The organism is Actinoplanes sp. NPDC049118 (assembly GCF_040648555.1).
Lineage (GTDB): Bacteria > Actinomycetota > Actinomycetes > Mycobacteriales > Micromonosporaceae > Actinoplanes.
Genome location: NZ_JBEZDY010000015.1, coordinates 76,284 through 94,282 on the forward strand (window position 1 = coordinate 76,284; position 17,999 = coordinate 94,282).

Here is a 17,999-nt window from a genome sequence, read left to right on the forward strand (position 1 = left end):
TAGTCGATCTCCGCCAGGCGACGTCCCCAATCCGGGCGCCGGTCACGCCGGGAGCCCAGGCACGGCTTCCGGACGTCGACATTGCCGCAAGAATCGTCATCGCTCACGAACCAACGTGCCAAGCGAGTCGCCTGGCCACTACGGTTGGTCTGCACGGATGCGGTATGAGTTGCGGAATCGCGGCCCAGCATGGACTCGCACGAAGAACGGCTGGCGAAGCGCGCGGCCGAGCGCAAGGCACTCGAGGCCGAAACTCGACCGCGAGGAAGGCCAACGCAGGGCCGAAGCGGCCGAAGCCGCCGCCGCCGTGGTGAGCCGGCGCGAAGGCAGTGCGACCCGGTCGGCCGTCGATCACCTTCATCCGGATGGCCGGCAGGGACTATGCCGACGCCGAGCGGACCGGTCGGGCCGTCGTCGATGCCTGCGATCGTCACGGGCCGATCACCAACAAGGGCTTCGGGTACTGGGAGCGGTGCACGGTGACGATCACCTGGGACGACGGCACCGTGAACCGGCTGAACGCCGACGCGGTGTTCACGTCAGCGGACGTCGGTGCCGAGATCCGCGTCGGGGACCTCGGCGCGTACCGGACCGGCAAGACGCTTGCCCGGGAGGACACGCCATCTCGACCATGGCTCACCTGGATCGGCTTCGCCGTGGGCTTCATCGGCGTCATACCGGGCCTCATCGCGGTCCTGATCACCCGCGAGTTACTCCGTTTCCGCCGCCGGTGACCCGTGAGTGACAACCGTGAGCCGGGTGGGCGCGAGTTCGGCTAGTGCCGCCAGATCCAGATGGCGGACACGATAAGGCCGATGGCCGCGATCACGGTGAAGTTGGTGATGGCGTAGCGCAGCGTGGCGTTGTCGATCTGCCATTGGCCCGCCGCGACGATCATCGAGCAGGTGCCGCTGCCGAAGCCCAGGACGGCCAGGAGTACGGCCTTGACGACCTTGGAGCCGTCGTCGCCGCCGCGGGTGGTCGGCTGGTTTTGGGGCGCACTGGGGTGGATCACGGAGTCCTCCTACCGTGAACAGACCTGATGAAGGTGAAGAAGAGAAGCCTTCCGGCTCGGTGATGTGTCAGTGATACACCATGTTCGGCTGCAACGGCGCGGCGCCGGCAAGAATCATGTTCCCAATCATTCGATGCTGCCGTTACGCGTCCGGAACTCACTGGTTCGGTGACCGCCGAAGCCAGCTGTCCTCCCAGCTCGGACTGCATCTCTCGGTGAAATTAGATCGGCGATCGTCCGTGGCCAACGCATTACCTCGGCGACCTCTTCCTGCGTCAAGTCCGTGGCCTCCCGCTGGCGAAAGAGTTCCATAAGTGGAGTCGCCAACTGCGTCGAGGTGGCGCTCATTGCAGACGCGATTCCGGTTCGCGGAGAGCGCCGCCACCAGGATCCAGCGCGTACGCCAGGTCGGGCGCCATCGATCCGATCGCGAGTGCGACGCCGTCGACCCAGCGGGGGCGCCACACCTTGAGTTGCAGCACGGCAGCGGGGTGGGACGAGAAGGTCAGCGGCGTCCAGGCAACCTAGAGTGCGCGGTAGTAGTCGATCTTTCTCCGTAGGTGCGCGCGCTGCGCCTGAAGCATGGCGATCTGTTCCCGTACGGATTGATCGTGCTGTTCGAGAAGGGCGATGCGCTCGGCGATCGTGTCGTCGTCGCGGCACAGCTCGGCGAACCGCCGCATCCGCTGGATCGGCATCCCGGTCTCCCGCAGGCAGCGCAGGATCTCCAACCAGCCGAGGTCGTCGTCGCTGTACTCCCGTCGGCCGCCGGGGGTGCGGTCGATGCCGTCGAGCAGTCCGATCCGTTCGTAGTAGCGCAGGGTGTCCAGGCTGAGGCCGGTCCGCTGGGCGACCTCACCGGGCGTGTATCGCGACATGTCGCCGATTCTGTCAGCGGCGTCCACAGGGAACGCTTGACCTGGAGCGCGCTCCAGGTATCAGGATCGGCGACATGGCGGAGATTGTGCTCGGGGCGATGCTGTTCGGCACCCGGATCGGCGAGGCGGAGTCCTTCGCGCTGCTCGACCGCTTCGTGGAGCGGGGCGGCCGGTGGATCGACACGGCGAACAACTACGCGTTCTGGGAGCACCCGTCCGGCCTCGGCGGGCAGAGCGAGCGGACGGTCGGCCGGTGGCTGGCATCCCGCCCGGGAATGCGGGAACGGGTTCTGCTCAGCACCAAGGTGGGTGCGCAGCCCACCGACCCGGCCCGCGGCCTGGACTCGGCGGAGGGCCTGTCGGGCGCGGTGGTGCGCGCGGCGATGGAGGCGAGCCTGCGCCGGCTCGGCGTCGAGTACGTGGACATGTACTGGGCGCACGTCGAGGACCGGCGGGTGGCGCTGGCCGAGACCGTGCGGGTCTTCGGAGAGCTGGCGGCCGGTGGCCTGGCACGTCGGCTCGGTGCTTCGAACACCCCCGCGTGGCGGGTGGAGCGTGCCCGCGGAATCGCCGCCGGGCAGGGCGTGGCCGGCTGGACGGCCGTGCAGCTGCGGCACTCGTACCTGCGGCCGCGGCCGGGAGCGCCGCTGGAGTCGTCTTCGCACCGGCAGGTCTTCCCGGAGACGCTGGACTACGTGCGCAGCGATCCGGGGCTGGTGCTCTGGGCGTACACCACGCTGTTGAACGGTGGGTACGGCCGTGCGGACCGGCCGCTGGAGCGGGCATACGACCACCCGGGGACCAGGAGCCGGTTGACCGCTCTGGCCGAGGTGTCGCGTGAACTCGGTGTCACCGGCAACCAGGTGGTGCTGGCCTGGCTGCTCGACGGCGACCCGGCGGTCTTCCCGATCGTCGGCGCGAGCACCCTCGAACGGCTCGACGAGGTGATGGACGCCCGCGACCTCAAGCTGGACGCGGAGTCGCGGGCCCGCCTCGACGCCGCGTCCTGAGCGTCGTGTTCAGACGGAGTCCTTCTGGGCCCGGAGTTCGGCGAGCAGGCTGTCGCGGTCGGTGAGGACCTCGCTGAGGATCCGGCGTCCGGCGGCGAGGAGGTCAGCCACGGCGGGGGTGCTCAGGGCGTACATGACCAGCGCGCCGTCGCGGAAGGAGACGACGATGCCGGCCCGCCGCAGGACGGCGAGTTGCTGGGACATGTTGGCGGGTTCGATGTCGATGCGGGACAGCAGGTCGCGTACCGGAAGTGGGCCGGTCTGCAGCAATTCGAGCACGCGGATCCGAACGGGATGCCCGAGCACCCGGAACATCTCGGCCTTGGCTTGATATAGCGGCACCGACACCGGCGGCTCCCACCCTGGTTTGCAACGGCCTGGGCCGTCACCCAGGTCCTGGCTATGTCGTGCGCGGCCAACACTACCCAGCCACGGCAGACCAGAGTCGCACCGCCGTTCGCGTGCAACGGTCCGTTACCTCTACCGGCTTGCTCGCCTTCCGATACTCGGACATTCCGAGATGTCGAGATGTCGAGTTGCGAAAAATTGCAACTCAGATCCCGAACATCTACATCATCGGGTACGGCAGTTGGCCGGCATCGGACAGCTCGTCCGTTCCGTTCGGGTGCCCGCCGAGCATCCTCTGTTCCTGGTCGTCACGAGCCGAGAGGACGCAAATGACAGAGATGGATGTGGCGCTCAAGGACGCGTTGCAGGTGGAGGGGGCGATCGCCGCGGCGATCGGTGACTACACGAGCGGCATGGCGCTGGGCACCGCCGGCGGCGACCACACGTTCGATCCGGCGGTCGCCGCGGCGACCAACACGGAGGTGCTGAAGGCCAAGATGCGCACCATGGAGATGCTGGGCCTGAAGGAGAAGATCGAGGACATCCTCGTGACGCTGGGTTCGCAGTATCACCTCATCCGGCCGGTCACCGCCCGCTCCGGCAAGGGTCTGTTCATCTATCTGGCATTGCACCGCGAGCGCGCCAATCTCGCGATGGCGCGCCATCGGCTGAAGCAGATCGAACAGAATCTGGATATGTGACCGGCCATCGGAGCTGATAGGACGGTCACGGCCGCGGATCACGCACGACCAACGTTGCGTGCGATGCGCCGTGTCATGATCCGGCGGCGCCACCCGGTCGCGATTTCGAGGGTCACCGTCATCGCGACCGGGCCGGCGCCGCCATGACCGCAGTCCAGTTCCACGTCAACGAGGTCTTCGACATCCCGACCCGCGGTGGGCTGATCGCCGTCGGGTCGACCCGGAACGGTGACTTCGTCGGAATACCGCACCTGCGCGACGAGGCCAGCGGAGAGCCCATCCACGTGCTCGGTGTCGATCGAGACTGGCGGTGGACCGCGCCGACGTCGATTACGTCGCGTTGGGCGGGTGTGGATCGCGGAGGAGCGGTAGCCGCGTCGGCGGGTTCGCAGGTCAGCGGGACCACGATCGGTGGAGGCCGCCGGCGGGTGGCCGCAACCGAGGTGGGGTGACACACGTTTTCTGAATCGTCCGTTCCCTATCAGAGCCAGGGCGAGGGCGCCGCATGAACGTGATCGATCTCGACCGGCCGGCCGTCCGGGGCGTGCCGGAGACGCGGGCACCGCACGCCTTCACCCTGGCCGCGCTCGTCATCGGTGTTGTGATCGGCGGCGCCGTCACCTATGGATGGAACCTTCGCCGGCAGGCCGCCGCCCGCGACAACGAGGTCTCCGTGCTGCTCTTCGCCGACGCCAGGGAGGTCGTCGACGACGGCAGCATCGTCCTGCACGGCCGGGTCGCCAGCGTCACGCTCACCCGGCGGGTCACGGTGGTCAATGTCGGTCCGGCGCCGGTCAACATCCGCAATCTGGCCGCGGACCGGCCGGGTCTGACCGTGCGCGGGGTGGAGAAGCAGCGGTGGATCGCTCCCGGCGCGACCGCGCAGGCCGACGCCGACGTGCAGGTCGACTGTCTCCGGGGCCTTCCGCTCGGCCGGATCCCTGTCACACTGTCCGTGCAGACCCTGGGCGAGCACTCCCGGACCGCCCGGCCCAAGGACGTCTTCGACGGCACGCCCTGGAGCGGGCAGGCCGAGCTCGCCTGCGCCGGCAACGCCTGACCGGGCGGTGTCTCGCGGAGCACGGCGGCCTGCGCCGGGTCCAGCTTCCGCCTCGCGGCGCGGGCTGGAAGGTCGAATACAACAAACCGGTATTCGACCTTCCAGCCGGCCTGCGATGTGAAACCTGGACGTCGGCTCGGCGACGCCGTGATCCGCGAGCCACCTCTTAGCTGAGGCCGAACGCGTGGTGGCAGTGTGGGAGCAGCGCGCGCAACACCGTGCTCTCCTCCTTGCGCCAGACGAGGGCGAGCAGCGCGGGAATCTCGATTTTCTCGACCGGCACCGCGCGCAGGCCGTCGTGGTCGGCGGCCATCGAGGCGCTGAGGATCGCCACCCCGAGTCCGCGCGCGGCCAGGTCGGCGACCGCGCCGGGCGCGGTCGCCTGAAGCGCGACCGCCGGGCGCATTCCGGCGGCGGTGCAGGCCTGATCGAGCACGCTGCGGATTCCGGTCCCGACCGGCAGACAGATCAACGGGTACGCGGAGAGCCGGCGCAGCGCGACGCTCTCCTGCTCGGCCAGCGGGTGGTCCGGGGGCACCGCGGCGACCAGTCCCTCGCTGAGGATGGTCAGGGAGCGGAGCCCTTCCGGCGGGCCGCCCGCCGACCCGACCAGGGCGATGTCGCAGATGCCCGCCCGGACGCTTTCGATCAGCACGTCGGAGTTGTCCTCGGCGAGCGCGATCTCGATGCGCGGGTAGCGGCGGTGGAACGTGGCGAGCGCGTCGAACAGCGGCGTCACGGTGCAGCCGGTGATCATGCCGAGGCGCAGGCGGCCGCGGACCAGTCCGTTCACCTCGTCGCAGGCGTGGCGGATGGCCTGCGCGGCGGCCAGGGCGGCGCGGGCGTGCGGTAGCGCCGCGGCGCCGGCCGGGGTGAGCCGGACCATGCGGGCGGAGCGGTCGAACAGGTCGGCGCCGAGTTCCCGTTCGAACTGGCGGATCTGTGCGCTGACGCCCGACTGGGTGATGTGCACGCGGTCGGCGGCTCTGGTGAAATTGGCCTCCTCGGCCACCGCCACGAAGTATTCGAGCTGCCGCAGATCCATGAGCGCTGATCATAGCTATCACAACAACCATCTGTTGGACTTGTCACTCGCGCGGGGTAAGGCTGGCACCATGACCGATCGCGAGAAGGCCACCCGGCCCGAGGATCTGACCCGCCTCTTCGTCGAGCGTGCCAACGCCGGAGACGCCGAGGGCATCGCGCTGCTCTACGAGCCGGAGGCGGTGATGGCCTACCCGCCCGGCCGCCAGACGGTCGGCCGGGAAGCCATCCGCCGGCTGTGGGAGCAGGCGCTGCCGCAGCTGCCGGCGTTCGAGCCCGAGACGCCGCTGCCCACCCTGATCAGTGGCGACCTCGCGCTCACGTCGACACCGCCGAAGGACGGCTCTGGCGCCCGGGCGCAGGTGGTACGCAGGCAGCCGGACGGCACCTGGCTCAGGGTGCTCGACCAGCCCGAGTTCATCCCGCCGCGGGGGTGAACGGGGCAGTCCGATTACAAGTCGCCAGGTCTCCGGAGATCGCGCGTCGTCGAGTCGTACGCCTCGGTGCGAGCAGCTGATCACCCGGTTCGCCGCCGTAGTCACCGCAGAACCTGCGGCTTTCGCGCGACCGGTGAGCCCGCCTGGCGACTCGGGGTCAGCTTACACTGATGATGCTCGCTCCCTTGCCGGCGCCGATTGCCGAATTCGGGACGGAGGTTCAATTCGTGCTACCGTGGGTTCCAGTTCTGAATCCGTTGACGTCTCCGCGCCTGATGGGTAACCGCTCCCGTCCGGCGCTTTTTGTTTTACCGGCTCAAGCCATTTCTCTCGACGGGCCCAGACATGATCATTCAGAAGAGCGTCATCATCGCCAAGCTTCGCGAACGCGGCCAGAACGTCCGGGCCGACTGGGTCGACCGGGAGCTTCCCGACGAGGTCGACCCGTTCCTCTACAGCGGACTGCTGGCCACGCTGCACCTCGATCTGAAAGAACTCGAAGCCCCGTCCTCGTAGCTGACCCATCACACAGATCATCGGACCGGTGAATGAAATCTACCGACCAGCACGATCCATCCCTGTTCCTCGCCCCGGCCGATGCCGTCGTGCCCGAGCCCGAGGCCGAGATTGCCGACAGCAGCGCCGAGGCGATGACGCGCCTGCGTGACCCGTTCGCCGTCGCGCCCGAACCACCGCGGAAGCCGGGCCGTCTCGCCTGAACGTCCCGCGGGTTGTCCACAGGATCTCCACAGGCCTCACGGAACCAGCACCATCCGGCGGTCCGTGCGGTGCCAGGCCGAGGCGACGTCCTCCATGCGTACCGTCTCGTAGTCGACCGTCAGCCGACCGGCCGCCGCATGCGCGGCGATCAGGGCGAGTGCCTCGGACCGCTGCGCGGGGGTCAGTTCGTTGTTCGTGTAGCCGAGCACCCGTAGCGAGCCGCTGCGCAGCGTCGCCGAGTCCATCGGCGCGGTCGCGCCCGCCGCGTCGCCGAGGTTGACCAGCCGGCCGCCCGGCCGCAGCGTCCGCAGCGCGGCCGCCGCCGGCACCCCGAAGAGGGGATCCAGAACAAGATCCACCGGGCCGTCCGCCGCGGCCCGCAGCCGTGCCGCCAGCCAGGCGACCTCCGCATTCTCCTCTAGGGGTACGACCACAGCCGCGCCCGCCCGGGCCGCGCGCCGCTGGGACCGGCCGGATCGGGCGGCCGCCACGACCCGGTCGGCGCCCGCGAGCAGGGCCAGTTGCACCGCGGCCTGGCCGACGACGCCGCCGGCGCCGAGCACGAGCACCCGCTCGCCCGGCCGGAGCTCGCCGCGCCAGGTCAGGGCCATCTGCGCGGCCACCGCCGAGAGCCCGAGCGCCGCCACCAGCCGGTGGTCGACGCCCGTCGGCAGCTCGACGGTGTCGGCGGCCCGCACGGCCGCGTGCTCGGCCATGCTGCCGTCGCCCGGGCGCATGCCCGCGCCCGTCGGGAACCACACCGCGGTCCCGTCGTCGCGGACACCGACACCCTGTACGCCCGGCACGTACGGGGTGGCCGGCGCGCCGAAGTACGAGGTGCCGGATGCGCACAGGCGGTCGAGCGGGGTGATCGACGCCGCGGTGACCCGTACCAGAATCTCGTCGTCTCCCGGCACGGGCGCCGCGCGCTCGCCGACGACCGGCGGGGCGCCGCACTCGTGCAGCAGCGCGGCGCGCATCAGGTGGCGATGTCGGGGTAGGGCATCGAGAAGTGCGCGAGGCGCGCGCCGAAGGCCTTCTGATACTCCAGGGGCCCGTGGTCGCGCTCGAACATCGCGATGAACAGTGTCAGCGTGAGGAACGGGTGCGCGCCGAGGGAGAAGAGCGCGACGTGGTCGTGGGTGGCGAGGGCCTCGCGCTCCTCGTCGGTGAAGCGCAGCCAGGTGCTGGCCTCGCCGTCGTGGCAGTTGAGCACGGTGTTTGCGCGTTCGGACTCCCACCACAGCACGGTCCCGCGGGGCTCCGCCCGGTAGCGCTCGACCAGGTCGGGATCACGGTCGACCGTGTACAGAAACTTGTCCACCAGATATCTGCTCACGCCTGCACCCCGTTCGGATACCAGGTGAAGTAGGCCTCCATGGTGTGGAACAGGTCGAGGCTGTCCACGTGGTCGGCTTTGCGGCCGGCGCCCGCGACGCCCATCATCAGCATGAAGTCCATGAAGCCGTGGGTGGCGTTGCCGGGGGAGTGCAGGCTGTCGAGGGTCACCTCGGCGAGGCAGCGTTCGATGTCGCCGGTGGCGATCCACTCGACGGCCTTGGCGTCGAACTCGGGATCGGGTCCGTGCGGGCCGAACTGGCGGGGTCCGCCGAGCTCGAGCGAGAGGTGGCCGGTTCCGATGATCGCGACGCGCAGGTGGCTGGGCCAGGACTCGACGATCTCGCGGATGGCCTGTCCGAGCTGGACGAAGCGCTTCGGCCGCGGCAGCGGCGGCGCGAAGATGTTCGTGTAGATCGGCACGATGGGCAGGTCGGCCTCGGGCCGCAGCGTGATGATTGGGCAGGTGACGCTGTGGTCGATCCGCAGTTCGTTGCTGAACGCCAGGTCGAAACCGGAGTCCAGGCCGGCGCGCAGGATGTGCGCCGACAGGTCCTCCTGGCCCTTGAGCAGCATCCTCGGCAGGCCGAACTCGCGCTCCTCGTTGTACCAGTTGGCGTCGTAGAACGGCGCCTTGCCGACGAGGAACTGCGGCATGTTGTCCAGCCACAGCTGGTGGAAGTGGTCGGAGCCGACCATGACGAGCACGTCCGGGCGCGCCGCGGTCAGCGTCTGCCGGAACGCCGTGATCTTGCGGACCCACTCGTCGGCGAAGGGCGGACGATCCTCGCCGGTCGCGGTGCTGGCGCGGTAGTAGAAGGGGTGGTGGGTGGAGGCGATCACCGCGGCGACGGTGGCCATGGCGGCTCCTTCCTATTGCTCGTAGACGGCGTTGCGGTCGACGGCCAGATAGACGTCCATGCCGATCGGGTTGCGGCGCTCCTCGGCGAGGTGGCCGAGCAGCCCGGCGGCGCGGGCGAGCAGCGCGAAGCCGCGCAGCAGGTCGACGGGCAGTCCCAGGTCGGCCAGCGCCGCGCCGCAGACGCCGGCGCCGTTCAGCGGCAGCGTGCGGCCGAGCACCCGCGGGTGTACCCGGCCGACGGCCTCGAACAGGCGCAGGTGCGGGCCGCGCAAGCCCTCCTCCTCGGCGATGCGGATCAGCACCGGGGTCCGCGGGTCCTGCCGCTTGTGCACGGGATGCCCGAGCCCGGGCACGAGCCGTTTTCCGTCGCGGGCCGCGGTGACCGCGTCGAGGGCGAGAGCGTCGAAGCCGGCGTCGTCGGCCGGAATGCCATTCTCGAGAACCTCGGCCAGGAAGCGCCCGCAGTCCTCGGTCACGCCAAGGAATCGCGAGCCGCCGCCCAGCAGGCCCGCGGCGAGCGCGCCCTGCAACGACTCGGGCGCGCTGGTGTAGGTGAGCCGGGCCGCGATCGCGGTCGGCGTGAAGCCGTGGTCGGCGAGCGCCACCAGCACGGTCTCGAAGACGCGGACCTCGCCCGGCGTCGGCCGACGGCCGGCGACCAGCCAGTACGCCAGCTCGCCGAAGCCGACCCGGCCCATGAGGTCCGCGGCGAGGTCCTGCCCGAGCAGCCGGATCTGGTTCTCGTCGGAGGTGCCGATCGCGGTCGGGAACCTCAGTCCTTCATCAGCCACTCGCGGATCTCCTCACCGTGCTGGTCGAGCCCGGGCGGCGGCAACTCGTAGCCCGCCGGCGTACCGGAGAAGGTGATCGGGTTGCGGACCCCGGGTATCCCGCCGACCGTGACCACCGGGTCCAGGCCCAGCTCCTCGGCGAGCGCGACCCCGCCGTCGATGGTGTTGATCGGCGCGCAGGGCACGCCGGCCGCGAGCAGGTCGCGGAACCACTCGTCCTTCGTGCGCCGGGCGAGGCGCTCCACCAGGATCGGGCGCAGCGCCTCGCGGTTGGCGGTGCGGTCCTGGTTGCGCCCGAAGCGCGGGTCGTCGGGCAGCCCGGGCAGGTCGAGCACCTGGCAGAGTTTGCGGAACTGCCCGTCGTTGCCGGCGATGACGACCAGCTCGCCGTCGGCGGTCGGCAGCGGCTCGTAGGGGAACAGGCTGGGGTGCGCGTTGCCCATCCGGTAGCCGACGGTGCCGCCGGCGACGTACCCGCTGGAGTGGTTGACCAGCCCGGACAGCGCGGACGAGAGCAGGTTGACCTCGACGTGCTGGCCGTTGCCGGTGGCGTCGCGGTGGTGCAGGGCGGCGAGGATGCCGATGTCGGCGTGCATCCCGGCCATCACGTCGAAGACCGAGATCCCCGCCCGGTACGGCGGCCCCTCGGGGTCCCCGGTCAGGCTCATCAGGCCGGAGATCGCCTGGATCATGAGGTCGTAGCCGGGGTACCCGGCGCCGGCGCCGGTGCCGAAGCCGCTGATCGACGCGTAGACGATCCGCTCGTTCGCCGCGGCGACGGTGTCGTAGTCGAGCCCGAAGCGCTTCAGCCCGCCCGGCCGGAAGTTCTCGATCATCACGTCGGCCCGGGTGGCCAGCCGCCGGGCCACGTCGAGGTCCCCGGGCTGCTTGAGATCGAGCGCGATCGAGCGCTTGTTGCGATTGATGCCCAGGTAGTAGGTCGAGACGCCGTCGCGAACCGGGGGCATCCAGGTGCGGGTGTCGTCGCCGGACGGGCCCTCGACCTTGATCACCTGGGCGCCGAGGTCGGCGAGCAGCATCGTGGCGTACGGCCCCGCGAGGATCCGCGAGAAGTCCGCGACGAGCAGTCCGCTGAGTGGTCCCATGTGCCGCCTTCCGAGGTGTTGACCGTCAGACGGACGGCCGTCCGCACTTTCGCCAGTCTCGACCCGGGCCTATTTGCTGTCAATAGGTCACGCGCTGGCCGAGTCCTTGACACCCTTAGTGAGCCGCAACACACTTGCCTCGAGACGGTGACCGCCTGACGGACGACTGTCCGCCCGGCCTCGAGGGGAGTTGACGGCGAAATGAGTGACAGCGTGCTGTTCCGCAACGGCACCGTGCTGACCATGGACGACCGGCACACCGTGCTGCCGAACGCCGACGTGCTCGTCGTCGGCGAACGCATCGCCGAGATCGGCGCCGGCCTCACCGCCCCCGAGGGTGCCACCGTGATCGACGCGTCCGGCGGCATCCTGATGCCCGGCATGATCGACACCCATCGGCACATGTGGCAGACGGCGATGCGCGGCTACGGCGCCGACTGGACCCTCACCCAGTACTTCGTCTGGTACTACCTGGAGTCCGGCAAGCTGTTCCGCCCGGAGGACGTCTACGCCGGCAACCTGCTCGCCGCGATCGAGGCCATCGACGCCGGCGTCACCACCACGGTCGACTGGTCACACGGCCTGCAGACGCCGCAGCACGCCGACGCGGCGGTCGATGCGCTGGAGGCGGTGCCGGGCCGGTTCGTGTTCGCCTACGGCAACCTCCAGCAGGGCCCGTGGGAGTGGTCGGCCGACGCCGGGTTCCGCGACTTCGTCAACCGCCGGATCACCCCCGGCGACGACATGCTCGGCTTCCAGCTGGCCTTCGACGTCACCGGTGACCCCGCCTTCCCCGAGAAGGCGGCCTTCGAGGTGGCCCGCGAACTGGGCGTCGCGGTCACCACGCACGCGGGCGTCTGGGGCGCGACCAACGACGACGGCATCCGACTCATGCACGAGAACGGCTTCATGACCCCGCAGACCGTGTACGTCCACTCGGCGACGCTGAACCGCGACTCGTACCATCGGATCGCCGCGACCGGCGGCTCGGTCTCGGTCTCCACAGAGAGCGAGCAGAGCGCCGGCCAGGGCTACCCGCCCACCTGGATCCTGCGCGACCACGGCATCGGCGTCTCGCTGTCGATGGACACCAGCGTGTGGTGGAGCGGCGACCTGTTCTCCGCGATGCGCGCCACGCTCGGCGCCGACCGTTCGCGCGAGCACCTGGAGGCGCACGGCCGGGGCGAGACCGTCACCCACGTGCACCTGCGCGCGGAGCAGGTCGTCGACTGGGCGACCCGCGGCGGCAGCAGGGCGCTCGGCCTCGACGGCGTCGTCGGCAGCCTCGAGCCGGGGAAGAAGGCCGACGTGGTGCTGCTCAGGAACGACGACTCGCCGGCGATGTTCCCGATCCTCCACCCGTACGGCCACGTGGCGTTCCAGGCACAGCGCGGCGACGTGGACACCGTGCTGGTCAACGGCCGGATCGTGAAGCGGGACCACAAGCTGGTCGGCGTGGACCTGGCCGCCGCCCGCGAGCGGGTCGGGCGGACCATCGATCACCTGCGCGGCGAGCTGGGCGAGAAGGCCTGGGCCCGCGGCATGAATCCCGACATTCCTGAGACGAAGGTGCGGGACAACCCGTACACATACACCGAGTGGGACGCCGGCTCGGCGCAATGGAAGCATTAGCCGCTCGGACGGCTGCGGAAGGGGGCTCGATGGCGCGGGAGACCGGCCCGGACTTCATCGAGGCCCTCGCCCGCGGGCTGGACGTGCTGCGCAGCTTCCGGCCGGGCCGCAGGGTGTCGACGCTGAGCGAGATCGCCGTCGACACCGGGCTCGCCCGGCCCACCGTGCGCCGGATCCTGCTCACCCTCACCGAACTGGGCTACGTGCGGTCCGTCGAGCGCGGTTACACGCTGACACCCCGGGTGCTCGAGCTGGGCATGGCGTACGTCAACTCCCTGGACCTGTGGGACGTCGCCCGGCCGCACATGGAACGCCTGGTGGCGCAGACCGGCGAGTCCAGCTCGATGGCCCAGCTCGACGGCTCCGACATCGTGTACGTCGCGCGGGTCGCCGTACCGAAGATCGTCACGCTGGCCGTCTCGATCGGCACCCGCTTCCCCGCGCACGCGACCTCGATGGGCAAGGTGCTGCTCGCCGCCCTCGACCCCGCGGAACTGGAGAAGGTGCTCGCCGAGCCGGGCCGCTCGGGTGTCGACGCCCGGTGGCGGCCCGACCGCGACTCCCTGCTCCGGTCGCTGCGCGAGGTCCGCGCCAGGGGCTGGGCCCTCGCGGATCAGGACCTCGCGCTCGGCATCCGGTCCATCGCCGCGGGCGTGCGAAACGGCGACGGCCGGGTGGTCGCCGCGCTCAACGTCACCGTCCACGCGGCGGAGACGTCTGTCGATAAACTGACAGGCGAATACCTGCCGTTGTTGCTGCATGCGGCCGCCGACATAAGCCACGACTGTGCTTTGCTCGACACGGCGCCGATCGTGGTCCGCGGCTGAGGATTTCATTCACGGCATTCATAAGGCTCCTACTGGCCGGAACCGGGTACTTACGGGCAGGATCGGCGCATGACGACCTCCGGCCGCCTGCCCTACCCGATCGCGCTGACCGGGGACGGCATCCAGCTGCGCGAATGGCGGGACGAAGATCTCGAGGAGCTGGTGGAGCTCCTCGACGAGCCGGACATCGCACGATGGACGCCGATGCCGTCCCCGTTCGACCGCGAGGCGGGCGTCGCCTACCTGAAGCGGGCCAAGCAGGGCCGCGCCAGCGGCCAACGGATCCAGCTCGCGATCATCGCCGACGGCAGACCGGTCGGCGAGGTGCTCCTCTTCGGCGTCGACGCCGGCCTCAGGGAGGCCGAGCTCGGCTATCTGGTGGGCGGCGCGCATCGCCGGCGCGGCCACGCGTCGGCGTCGCTCTCCCTGCTGTCCGGGTACGCCCGCAGCGAACTCAAACTCAGCCGGCTGCTGCTGCGCATCGACCCGGCGAACACGGCGAGCTGTGCCGTCGCCCGGCGCTGCGGGTACCGGCTCACCGGGGAACCGCCCATCCTGCAGGAGGGCCCGTACGGCCCGAGCAGCCTGGACACCTGGGAACTCGTCTCCGTCGGCGGCGGAACCCGCCTCGAGCGGCTGAAGAACGTCGCAGCCCGGCGCTACGGTCGTCGCGGGTGAAAGGTGGTTCCCATGGACGTGGACCGCAGGCAGGTGATGGCATACCGGGTCGCCGCCCTCGGGCTGGGCAGGCGCGGCGCAGACCGTCCGGGTGACCTGGCGGTGCTCGACCTCGGCGTGCAGGAATACACGCCCGGTTCGGTGCAGGTGGCGCTCGCCGCCCGCACCGACGCCGACCTCGGCGACGACCGGCTGCTGATGGTCTGGGCCGCCCGGGGCGCGCCGCATCTGCATCGCCGCGGCGACCTCCGGACGCTGGTCAAGGCGTTGTGGCCGGTCAGCGACGCGGATGCGTCGGCGCGGATCAACAGCGCCCAGATCCCCGAGGGCGTCAAGCTCGGGCTGAAGGCGTTCGAGGCGACCGCGGGTGCGTTCCGCGAGGTCGTCACGTCCTCGATGCCGCGCGGCGAGGCCAGCACCCGGGTCAGCGCCCTGGTGCCGCGCGAGCTGACCTACGACTGCCGCGCCTGCGGGGCCCGACACATCGCCGGCAACGTGTGGCAGCACTCCGGCCTGGCCGGCGGCGTCGAGGTCGAGTCGCGCGGCAAGGACGCGACGCTCGGCCCGATCCGGGACGCGCCGCCGCAGCCCGTCCGGAACGCGGGCATCGGCGCTCTGATCACGACCTACCTGCGGCTGCTCGGCCCGGCCACCCCGGTCGAGGTGGCGAAATACCTGGGCAGCACCGCCGCCGAGATGAAGAAGGTCTGGCCCGCCGGCCTGACCGAGGTCAGGGTCGACGGCCGGGTGGCCTGGCTGCCCACGTCGGCGGTTCCCGAGCTCGCCGGCGCGACGGCCGCGCCGGGCGTGCGGTTGCTTCCCGCGATGGACGCACTGCTGCAGGCGCGCGACCGCGACCTGCTGGTCCCGGAGCGGGCCCGGCAGAAGGAGCTCTGGAAGCTGCTCGGCAACCCGGGCGCGCTGCTGATCGACGGGGAGATCGCCGGTGTGTGGCGGGCCCGGCTGGCCGGCCGCAAGCGCGTCGATCTCACCGTGACGCCGTTCGGCTCGCTGACCGCGAAGACCCGCAGGGCGGTCGAGGACGAGTCCGCCGTGGTGGCCCGGGCCCGCGGGGTCGCCGCCGCGACCGTCACCTTCGCCTGAGCGCGCCCGCGGCCGGGCCGGTTGGGAGAGGGCAGGCCGGTTGGGAGGGCGGGCCGGTTGGGAAGGCGGGCCGGTTGGGAAGGCGGGCCGCGCCAGGAGCCGCCCGGGCTGGGGGTTACCAGGCCGGGGGGAGGTTTCCTGGGCCTGGGGAGGGGCGGTCGGGTCGGGCGGGGCGGCAGCGGTAGGTGAGCGCGGCCAGGAGGACCGCACCCCACACCGCGGCGACGGCGGCCGCGCCCCACCAGCCGAGGACGGCCAGGGCCAGGACGGCCGCCCAGACCATGCAGGCGGCCAGCACGAGGGAGATCGGCACGCGCCGGCGGGCGGGCAACTGCCCTCGCATCCGCGCGCAGAAGTCCGGGTCCTCGCGGCGGAGCTGGCGTTCCAGCTGCGCCAGTCTGCGGTTGTCTTCCTTGCTGAGCATGTCGCCACCTCCGGCGGGCCCGGACAGAAAGCACATCGACCGGGACCCTGGAGCAGTCCCGGTCGATGCCATTGTTACCCGTCGGTCACCAAATTCATACTCTTTGGAGGATTGTGTTCACGCCTGCTCAATGCCCGCGTCGGCGGCGCGGAAGACCCAGCCGCGTAGTAGCAGGAAGCGCACGCCGGTGGCGACCAGGTTGGCGATCACCAGTACGCCCAGTTCCACGATGGTCGGTGGGTCGCTCGCCAGATGCAGCAGGGCGAGCGAGCCGCTGGTCAGGCCCAGCCCGACGGCGAAGACGACCAGACCCTGCGCCTGATGACGCCAGACGCCGTCGGTGCCGCGTACCCGGAAGGTGAGCCGCCGGTTGGCGGCGGTGTTGGCCACCGCGGTGGCCAGCAGCGCGACCAGGTTGGCGGTCTGCGGGCCGAAACCGTTGCGCAGCAGGGCGTACAGCAGCAGGTAGGCGAGGGTGCTGGCCACGCCGACCGCCGCGAAGCGCAGCAGCTGCCCGGTGAGCCCGGCCGGCACGCCCGCCACCGGCAGCGGATTGCGGCCGAGCTGCCGGCGCAGGGCGGCCAGCGGCAGCCGGCCGGCGCCGAGCGCCCGGGTCAGCCGGGCGATGCCGCGCAGGTCGGCGATCGCGGTCGCCACGATGTCGACCCGGCTGTCCGGATCGTCGATCCAGTCCACCGGCACCTCGTGGATGCGCAGCCCGGCCCGCTCGGCCAGCACCAGCAGCTCGGTGTCGAAGAACCAGCCGGTGTCCTCCACCATCGGCAGCAGCCGCTCGGCCACGCCCGCCCGGATCGCCTTGAAGCCGCACTGCGCGTCGGAGAAGCGCGCCGACAGGGTGCCGCGCAGGATCAGGTTGTAGGTGCGGGAGATGAACTCGCGCTTGGCGCCGCGGACCACCCGGGAACCGCGGGCCAGCCGGGAGCCGATCGCCAGGTCCGAGTGGCCCGAGATCAGCGGCGCGACGAGCGGGAGCAGCGCGCCGAGGTCGGTCGAGAGGTCAACGTCCAGATAGGCCAGGACGGCCGCGTCGGAGTGCGTCCACACGTGCTTCAGCGCCCGGCCCCGGCCCTTCTCCGGCAGGTGCACCGCCACGACCCCGGGCAGTGCCTCGGCGAGGCGGCGGGCGACCTCGCGGGTGGAGTCGGTGCTGGCGTTGTCCGCGATGGTGATCCGGAACCGGTACGGGAACTCGGCACGCAGGTACTCGTGCAGCCGGCGGACGCAGGGCTCGAGGTCGATCTCCTCGTTGTGTACCGGCACGACGACGTCGAGCACCGGAGCAACGACCCGCACCTGCTCGTAGGCGTGCGAGGGCAGCATGGAAAGGCTCATGTCACGAAGATCGCGCGCACGGCTATGCCCGGAATATGGCGAACCTGTGCCGGTCCTGTGAGTCCTGTTCCCGGTCTGTGGCATGCCGCGCGGGCGGCCCCCGTGATCGGGGACCGCCCGCGCCGGGTCGGGAAGGTGGGTCATCGAGCGGCGGTCAGGTCGTAGATCGTCACGCCGTCCACGGTCTGTGCGGCGAAGTTCGCGGTCACCCACTCGGAGATCTGCGAGCTGTAGTTGCTGCCGCCCGAGCCGGTGCCGGGCCGGCCGCCCCCGAACCCGCCGCCCCCGATGAAGTAGTGGATCTTCTCCTCGGTCACGTACCGCTGGAACTGCTCCAGGGTCGGCGACGGGTCGCTGCCGTTGAAGCCGCCGATCGCCATGACCGGGTCGCCGGTGGCCAGCTGATAGCCCGACGCGTTCTGCGAGCCGATCGCCGCGGCCACCCAGGTGTACCGGTCGGCGTTCGCGTCCAGCAGGGCCTTCATCTCGTCGCCGACGGTGGCCGCGTTGAGCAGGCCGCCCATGCCGCCGCCACGCATCCCGCCGCCCGGCGCGCCCGCGCCCGGCGGCATGCCCGTCGCGCCGCCCGGCTGTGTGCCGCCCGGCTGCGTGCCTGTCGCGCCGCCCGGCTGTGTGCCGCCCGGCTGCGTGCCTGTCGCGCCGCCCGGCTG

Annotated in this window: 24 protein-coding genes and 2 pseudogenes; 12 read left to right on the forward strand and 14 right to left on the reverse strand. The window is 70.8% G+C overall.

Annotated features, from left to right (window positions below; all coding sequences use genetic code 11):
• The first annotated feature begins 329 nt into the window (after positions 1–329).
• The gene (locus AB0B58_RS24130) at positions 330–734 is read left to right on the forward strand and encodes a DUF6346 domain-containing protein (RefSeq protein WP_360227571.1); all 405 of its coding nucleotides are present in this window, start codon (positions 330–332) and stop codon (positions 732–734) included.
• 41 nt (positions 735–775) lie between these two features.
• Here AB0B58_RS24130 and AB0B58_RS24135 read toward each other — a convergent pair whose 3' ends face one another.
• On the reverse strand, positions 776–1,015 hold the full coding sequence (locus tag AB0B58_RS24135; RefSeq protein WP_360227574.1) for a hypothetical protein: 240 nt from the start codon (positions 1,013–1,015) through the stop codon (positions 776–778).
• A 283-nt stretch (positions 1,016–1,298) separates the two neighbouring features.
• Between AB0B58_RS24135 and AB0B58_RS24140 the strand changes: the two are divergent.
• Positions 1,299–1,382, forward strand: a pseudogene (locus tag AB0B58_RS24140) (DUF397 domain-containing protein); the annotation flags it as partial.
• On the opposite strand, the gene AB0B58_RS24145 reads toward AB0B58_RS24140, so the two are convergent.
• Together AB0B58_RS24145 and AB0B58_RS24150 are read right to left on the reverse strand one after the other, a co-directional pair.
• On the reverse strand, positions 1,360–1,524 hold the full coding sequence (locus AB0B58_RS24145; RefSeq protein ID WP_360228073.1) for a DUF4184 family protein: 165 nt from the start codon (positions 1,522–1,524) through the stop codon (positions 1,360–1,362). The pseudogene AB0B58_RS24140 and the gene AB0B58_RS24145 overlap by 23 nt on opposite strands.
• A 15-nt stretch (positions 1,525–1,539) precedes the next feature.
• The gene (locus AB0B58_RS24150) at positions 1,540–1,893 is read right to left on the reverse strand and encodes a MerR family transcriptional regulator (protein WP_360227576.1); all 354 of its coding nucleotides are present in this window, start codon (positions 1,891–1,893) and stop codon (positions 1,540–1,542) included.
• A gap of 74 nt (positions 1,894–1,967) precedes the next feature.
• Between AB0B58_RS24150 and AB0B58_RS24155 the strand changes: the two genes are divergently transcribed.
• The gene (locus AB0B58_RS24155; RefSeq protein ID WP_360227579.1) at positions 1,968–2,903 is read left to right on the forward strand and encodes an aldo/keto reductase; all 936 of its coding nucleotides are present in this window, start codon (positions 1,968–1,970) and stop codon (positions 2,901–2,903) included.
• A 9-nt stretch (positions 2,904–2,912) separates the two neighbouring features.
• Here AB0B58_RS24155 and AB0B58_RS24160 read toward each other — a convergent pair whose 3' ends face one another.
• Positions 2,913–3,251, reverse strand: a complete 339-nt coding sequence (locus tag AB0B58_RS24160; protein WP_360227582.1) for a metalloregulator ArsR/SmtB family transcription factor — start codon at positions 3,249–3,251, stop codon at positions 2,913–2,915.
• A 329-nt stretch (positions 3,252–3,580) separates the two neighbouring features.
• Between AB0B58_RS24160 and AB0B58_RS24165 the strand changes: the two genes are divergently transcribed.
• Positions 3,581–3,952, forward strand: a complete 372-nt coding sequence (locus AB0B58_RS24165) for a hypothetical protein (RefSeq protein WP_360227585.1) — start codon at positions 3,581–3,583, stop codon at positions 3,950–3,952.
• A 38-nt stretch (positions 3,953–3,990) separates the two neighbouring features.
• Here AB0B58_RS24165 and AB0B58_RS24170 read toward each other — a convergent pair whose 3' ends face one another.
• On the reverse strand, positions 3,991–4,236 hold the full coding sequence (locus AB0B58_RS24170) for a hypothetical protein (RefSeq protein ID WP_360227588.1): 246 nt from the start codon (positions 4,234–4,236) through the stop codon (positions 3,991–3,993).
• A 221-nt stretch (positions 4,237–4,457) separates the two neighbouring features.
• Here AB0B58_RS24170 and AB0B58_RS24175 point away from each other — a divergent pair, with 221 nt between their 5' ends.
• Positions 4,458–5,012, forward strand: a complete 555-nt coding sequence (locus tag AB0B58_RS24175; RefSeq protein WP_360227591.1) for a hypothetical protein — start codon at positions 4,458–4,460, stop codon at positions 5,010–5,012.
• 166 nt (positions 5,013–5,178) lie between these two features.
• On the opposite strand, the gene AB0B58_RS24180 is transcribed toward AB0B58_RS24175, so the two are convergent.
• Positions 5,179–6,057: a LysR family transcriptional regulator gene (locus AB0B58_RS24180; RefSeq protein ID WP_360227594.1), complete on the reverse strand. Its 879-nt coding sequence runs from the start codon at positions 6,055–6,057 to the stop codon at positions 5,179–5,181.
• A gap of 70 nt (positions 6,058–6,127) precedes the next feature.
• Here AB0B58_RS24180 and AB0B58_RS24185 point away from each other — a divergent pair, with 70 nt between their 5' ends.
• From AB0B58_RS24185 to AB0B58_RS24195, 3 genes are all read left to right on the forward strand, one after another.
• Complete coding sequence (locus tag AB0B58_RS24185) at positions 6,128–6,493, forward strand: nuclear transport factor 2 family protein (RefSeq protein WP_360227597.1); 366 nt, start codon at positions 6,128–6,130, stop codon at positions 6,491–6,493.
• 345 nt (positions 6,494–6,838) lie between these two features.
• Entirely contained in the window at positions 6,839–7,009 is a 171-nt protein-coding gene (locus AB0B58_RS24190; protein WP_360227600.1) for a hypothetical protein, read from the forward strand.
• Positions 7,010–7,041: 32 nt separating this feature from the next.
• Entirely contained in the window at positions 7,042–7,212 is a 171-nt protein-coding gene (locus tag AB0B58_RS24195; protein ID WP_360227603.1) for a hypothetical protein, read from the forward strand.
• A 36-nt stretch (positions 7,213–7,248) separates the two neighbouring features.
• Here AB0B58_RS24195 and AB0B58_RS24200 read toward each other — a convergent pair whose 3' ends face one another.
• The 5 genes from AB0B58_RS24200 to AB0B58_RS24220 are packed head-to-tail and all read right to left on the reverse strand — an operon-like array spanning position 7,249 to position 11,310.
• The gene (locus AB0B58_RS24200; protein WP_360227606.1) at positions 7,249–8,193 is read right to left on the reverse strand and encodes a zinc-binding alcohol dehydrogenase family protein; all 945 of its coding nucleotides are present in this window, start codon (positions 8,191–8,193) and stop codon (positions 7,249–7,251) included.
• Positions 8,193–8,552: a hypothetical protein gene (locus tag AB0B58_RS24205; RefSeq protein WP_360227609.1), complete on the reverse strand. Its 360-nt coding sequence runs from the start codon at positions 8,550–8,552 to the stop codon at positions 8,193–8,195. The genes AB0B58_RS24200 and AB0B58_RS24205 overlap by 1 nt, the downstream gene beginning before the upstream one ends.
• Positions 8,549–9,412, reverse strand: a complete 864-nt coding sequence (locus tag AB0B58_RS24210) for an extradiol ring-cleavage dioxygenase (protein WP_360227612.1) — start codon at positions 9,410–9,412, stop codon at positions 8,549–8,551. Before AB0B58_RS24210 ends, AB0B58_RS24205 begins: the two co-directional genes overlap by 4 nt.
• 12 nt (positions 9,413–9,424) lie before the next feature.
• The gene (locus tag AB0B58_RS24215) at positions 9,425–10,204 is read right to left on the reverse strand and encodes a citryl-CoA lyase (protein ID WP_360227615.1); all 780 of its coding nucleotides are present in this window, start codon (positions 10,202–10,204) and stop codon (positions 9,425–9,427) included.
• Entirely contained in the window at positions 10,186–11,310 is a 1,125-nt protein-coding gene (locus AB0B58_RS24220) for a CoA transferase (protein WP_360227618.1), read from the reverse strand. Before AB0B58_RS24220 ends, AB0B58_RS24215 begins: the two co-directional genes overlap by 19 nt.
• A gap of 201 nt (positions 11,311–11,511) precedes the next feature.
• Between AB0B58_RS24220 and AB0B58_RS24225 the strand changes: the two genes are divergently transcribed.
• From AB0B58_RS24225 to AB0B58_RS24240, 4 genes are all read left to right on the forward strand, one after another.
• Entirely contained in the window at positions 11,512–12,942 is a 1,431-nt protein-coding gene (locus tag AB0B58_RS24225; RefSeq protein WP_360227621.1) for an amidohydrolase family protein, read from the forward strand.
• 29 nt (positions 12,943–12,971) lie between these two features.
• Positions 12,972–13,769: an IclR family transcriptional regulator C-terminal domain-containing protein gene (locus AB0B58_RS24230; protein ID WP_360227624.1), complete on the forward strand. Its 798-nt coding sequence runs from the start codon at positions 12,972–12,974 to the stop codon at positions 13,767–13,769.
• 69 nt (positions 13,770–13,838) lie between these two features.
• On the forward strand, positions 13,839–14,447 hold the full coding sequence (locus tag AB0B58_RS24235) for a GNAT family N-acetyltransferase (protein ID WP_360227627.1): 609 nt from the start codon (positions 13,839–13,841) through the stop codon (positions 14,445–14,447).
• 12 nt (positions 14,448–14,459) lie between these two features.
• The gene (locus AB0B58_RS24240; protein ID WP_360227630.1) at positions 14,460–15,551 is read left to right on the forward strand and encodes a DNA glycosylase AlkZ-like family protein; all 1,092 of its coding nucleotides are present in this window, start codon (positions 14,460–14,462) and stop codon (positions 15,549–15,551) included.
• A 115-nt stretch (positions 15,552–15,666) separates the two neighbouring features.
• Here the strand turns inward: AB0B58_RS24240 and AB0B58_RS24245 are convergent, their stop codons facing one another.
• The 3 genes and pseudogenes from AB0B58_RS24245 to AB0B58_RS24255 form a co-directional block, all read right to left on the reverse strand.
• Complete coding sequence (locus AB0B58_RS24245; RefSeq protein ID WP_360227633.1) at positions 15,667–15,975, reverse strand: DUF3040 domain-containing protein; 309 nt, start codon at positions 15,973–15,975, stop codon at positions 15,667–15,669.
• A 117-nt stretch (positions 15,976–16,092) separates the two neighbouring features.
• Positions 16,093–17,328, reverse strand: coding sequence for a glycosyltransferase (locus tag AB0B58_RS24250; protein ID WP_360227636.1), 1,236 nt, complete (start codon positions 17,326–17,328; stop codon positions 16,093–16,095).
• Between the two features lie 140 nt (positions 17,329–17,468).
• Positions 17,469–17,999: pseudogene (locus tag AB0B58_RS24255) on the reverse strand (glycosyl transferase); the annotation flags it as partial.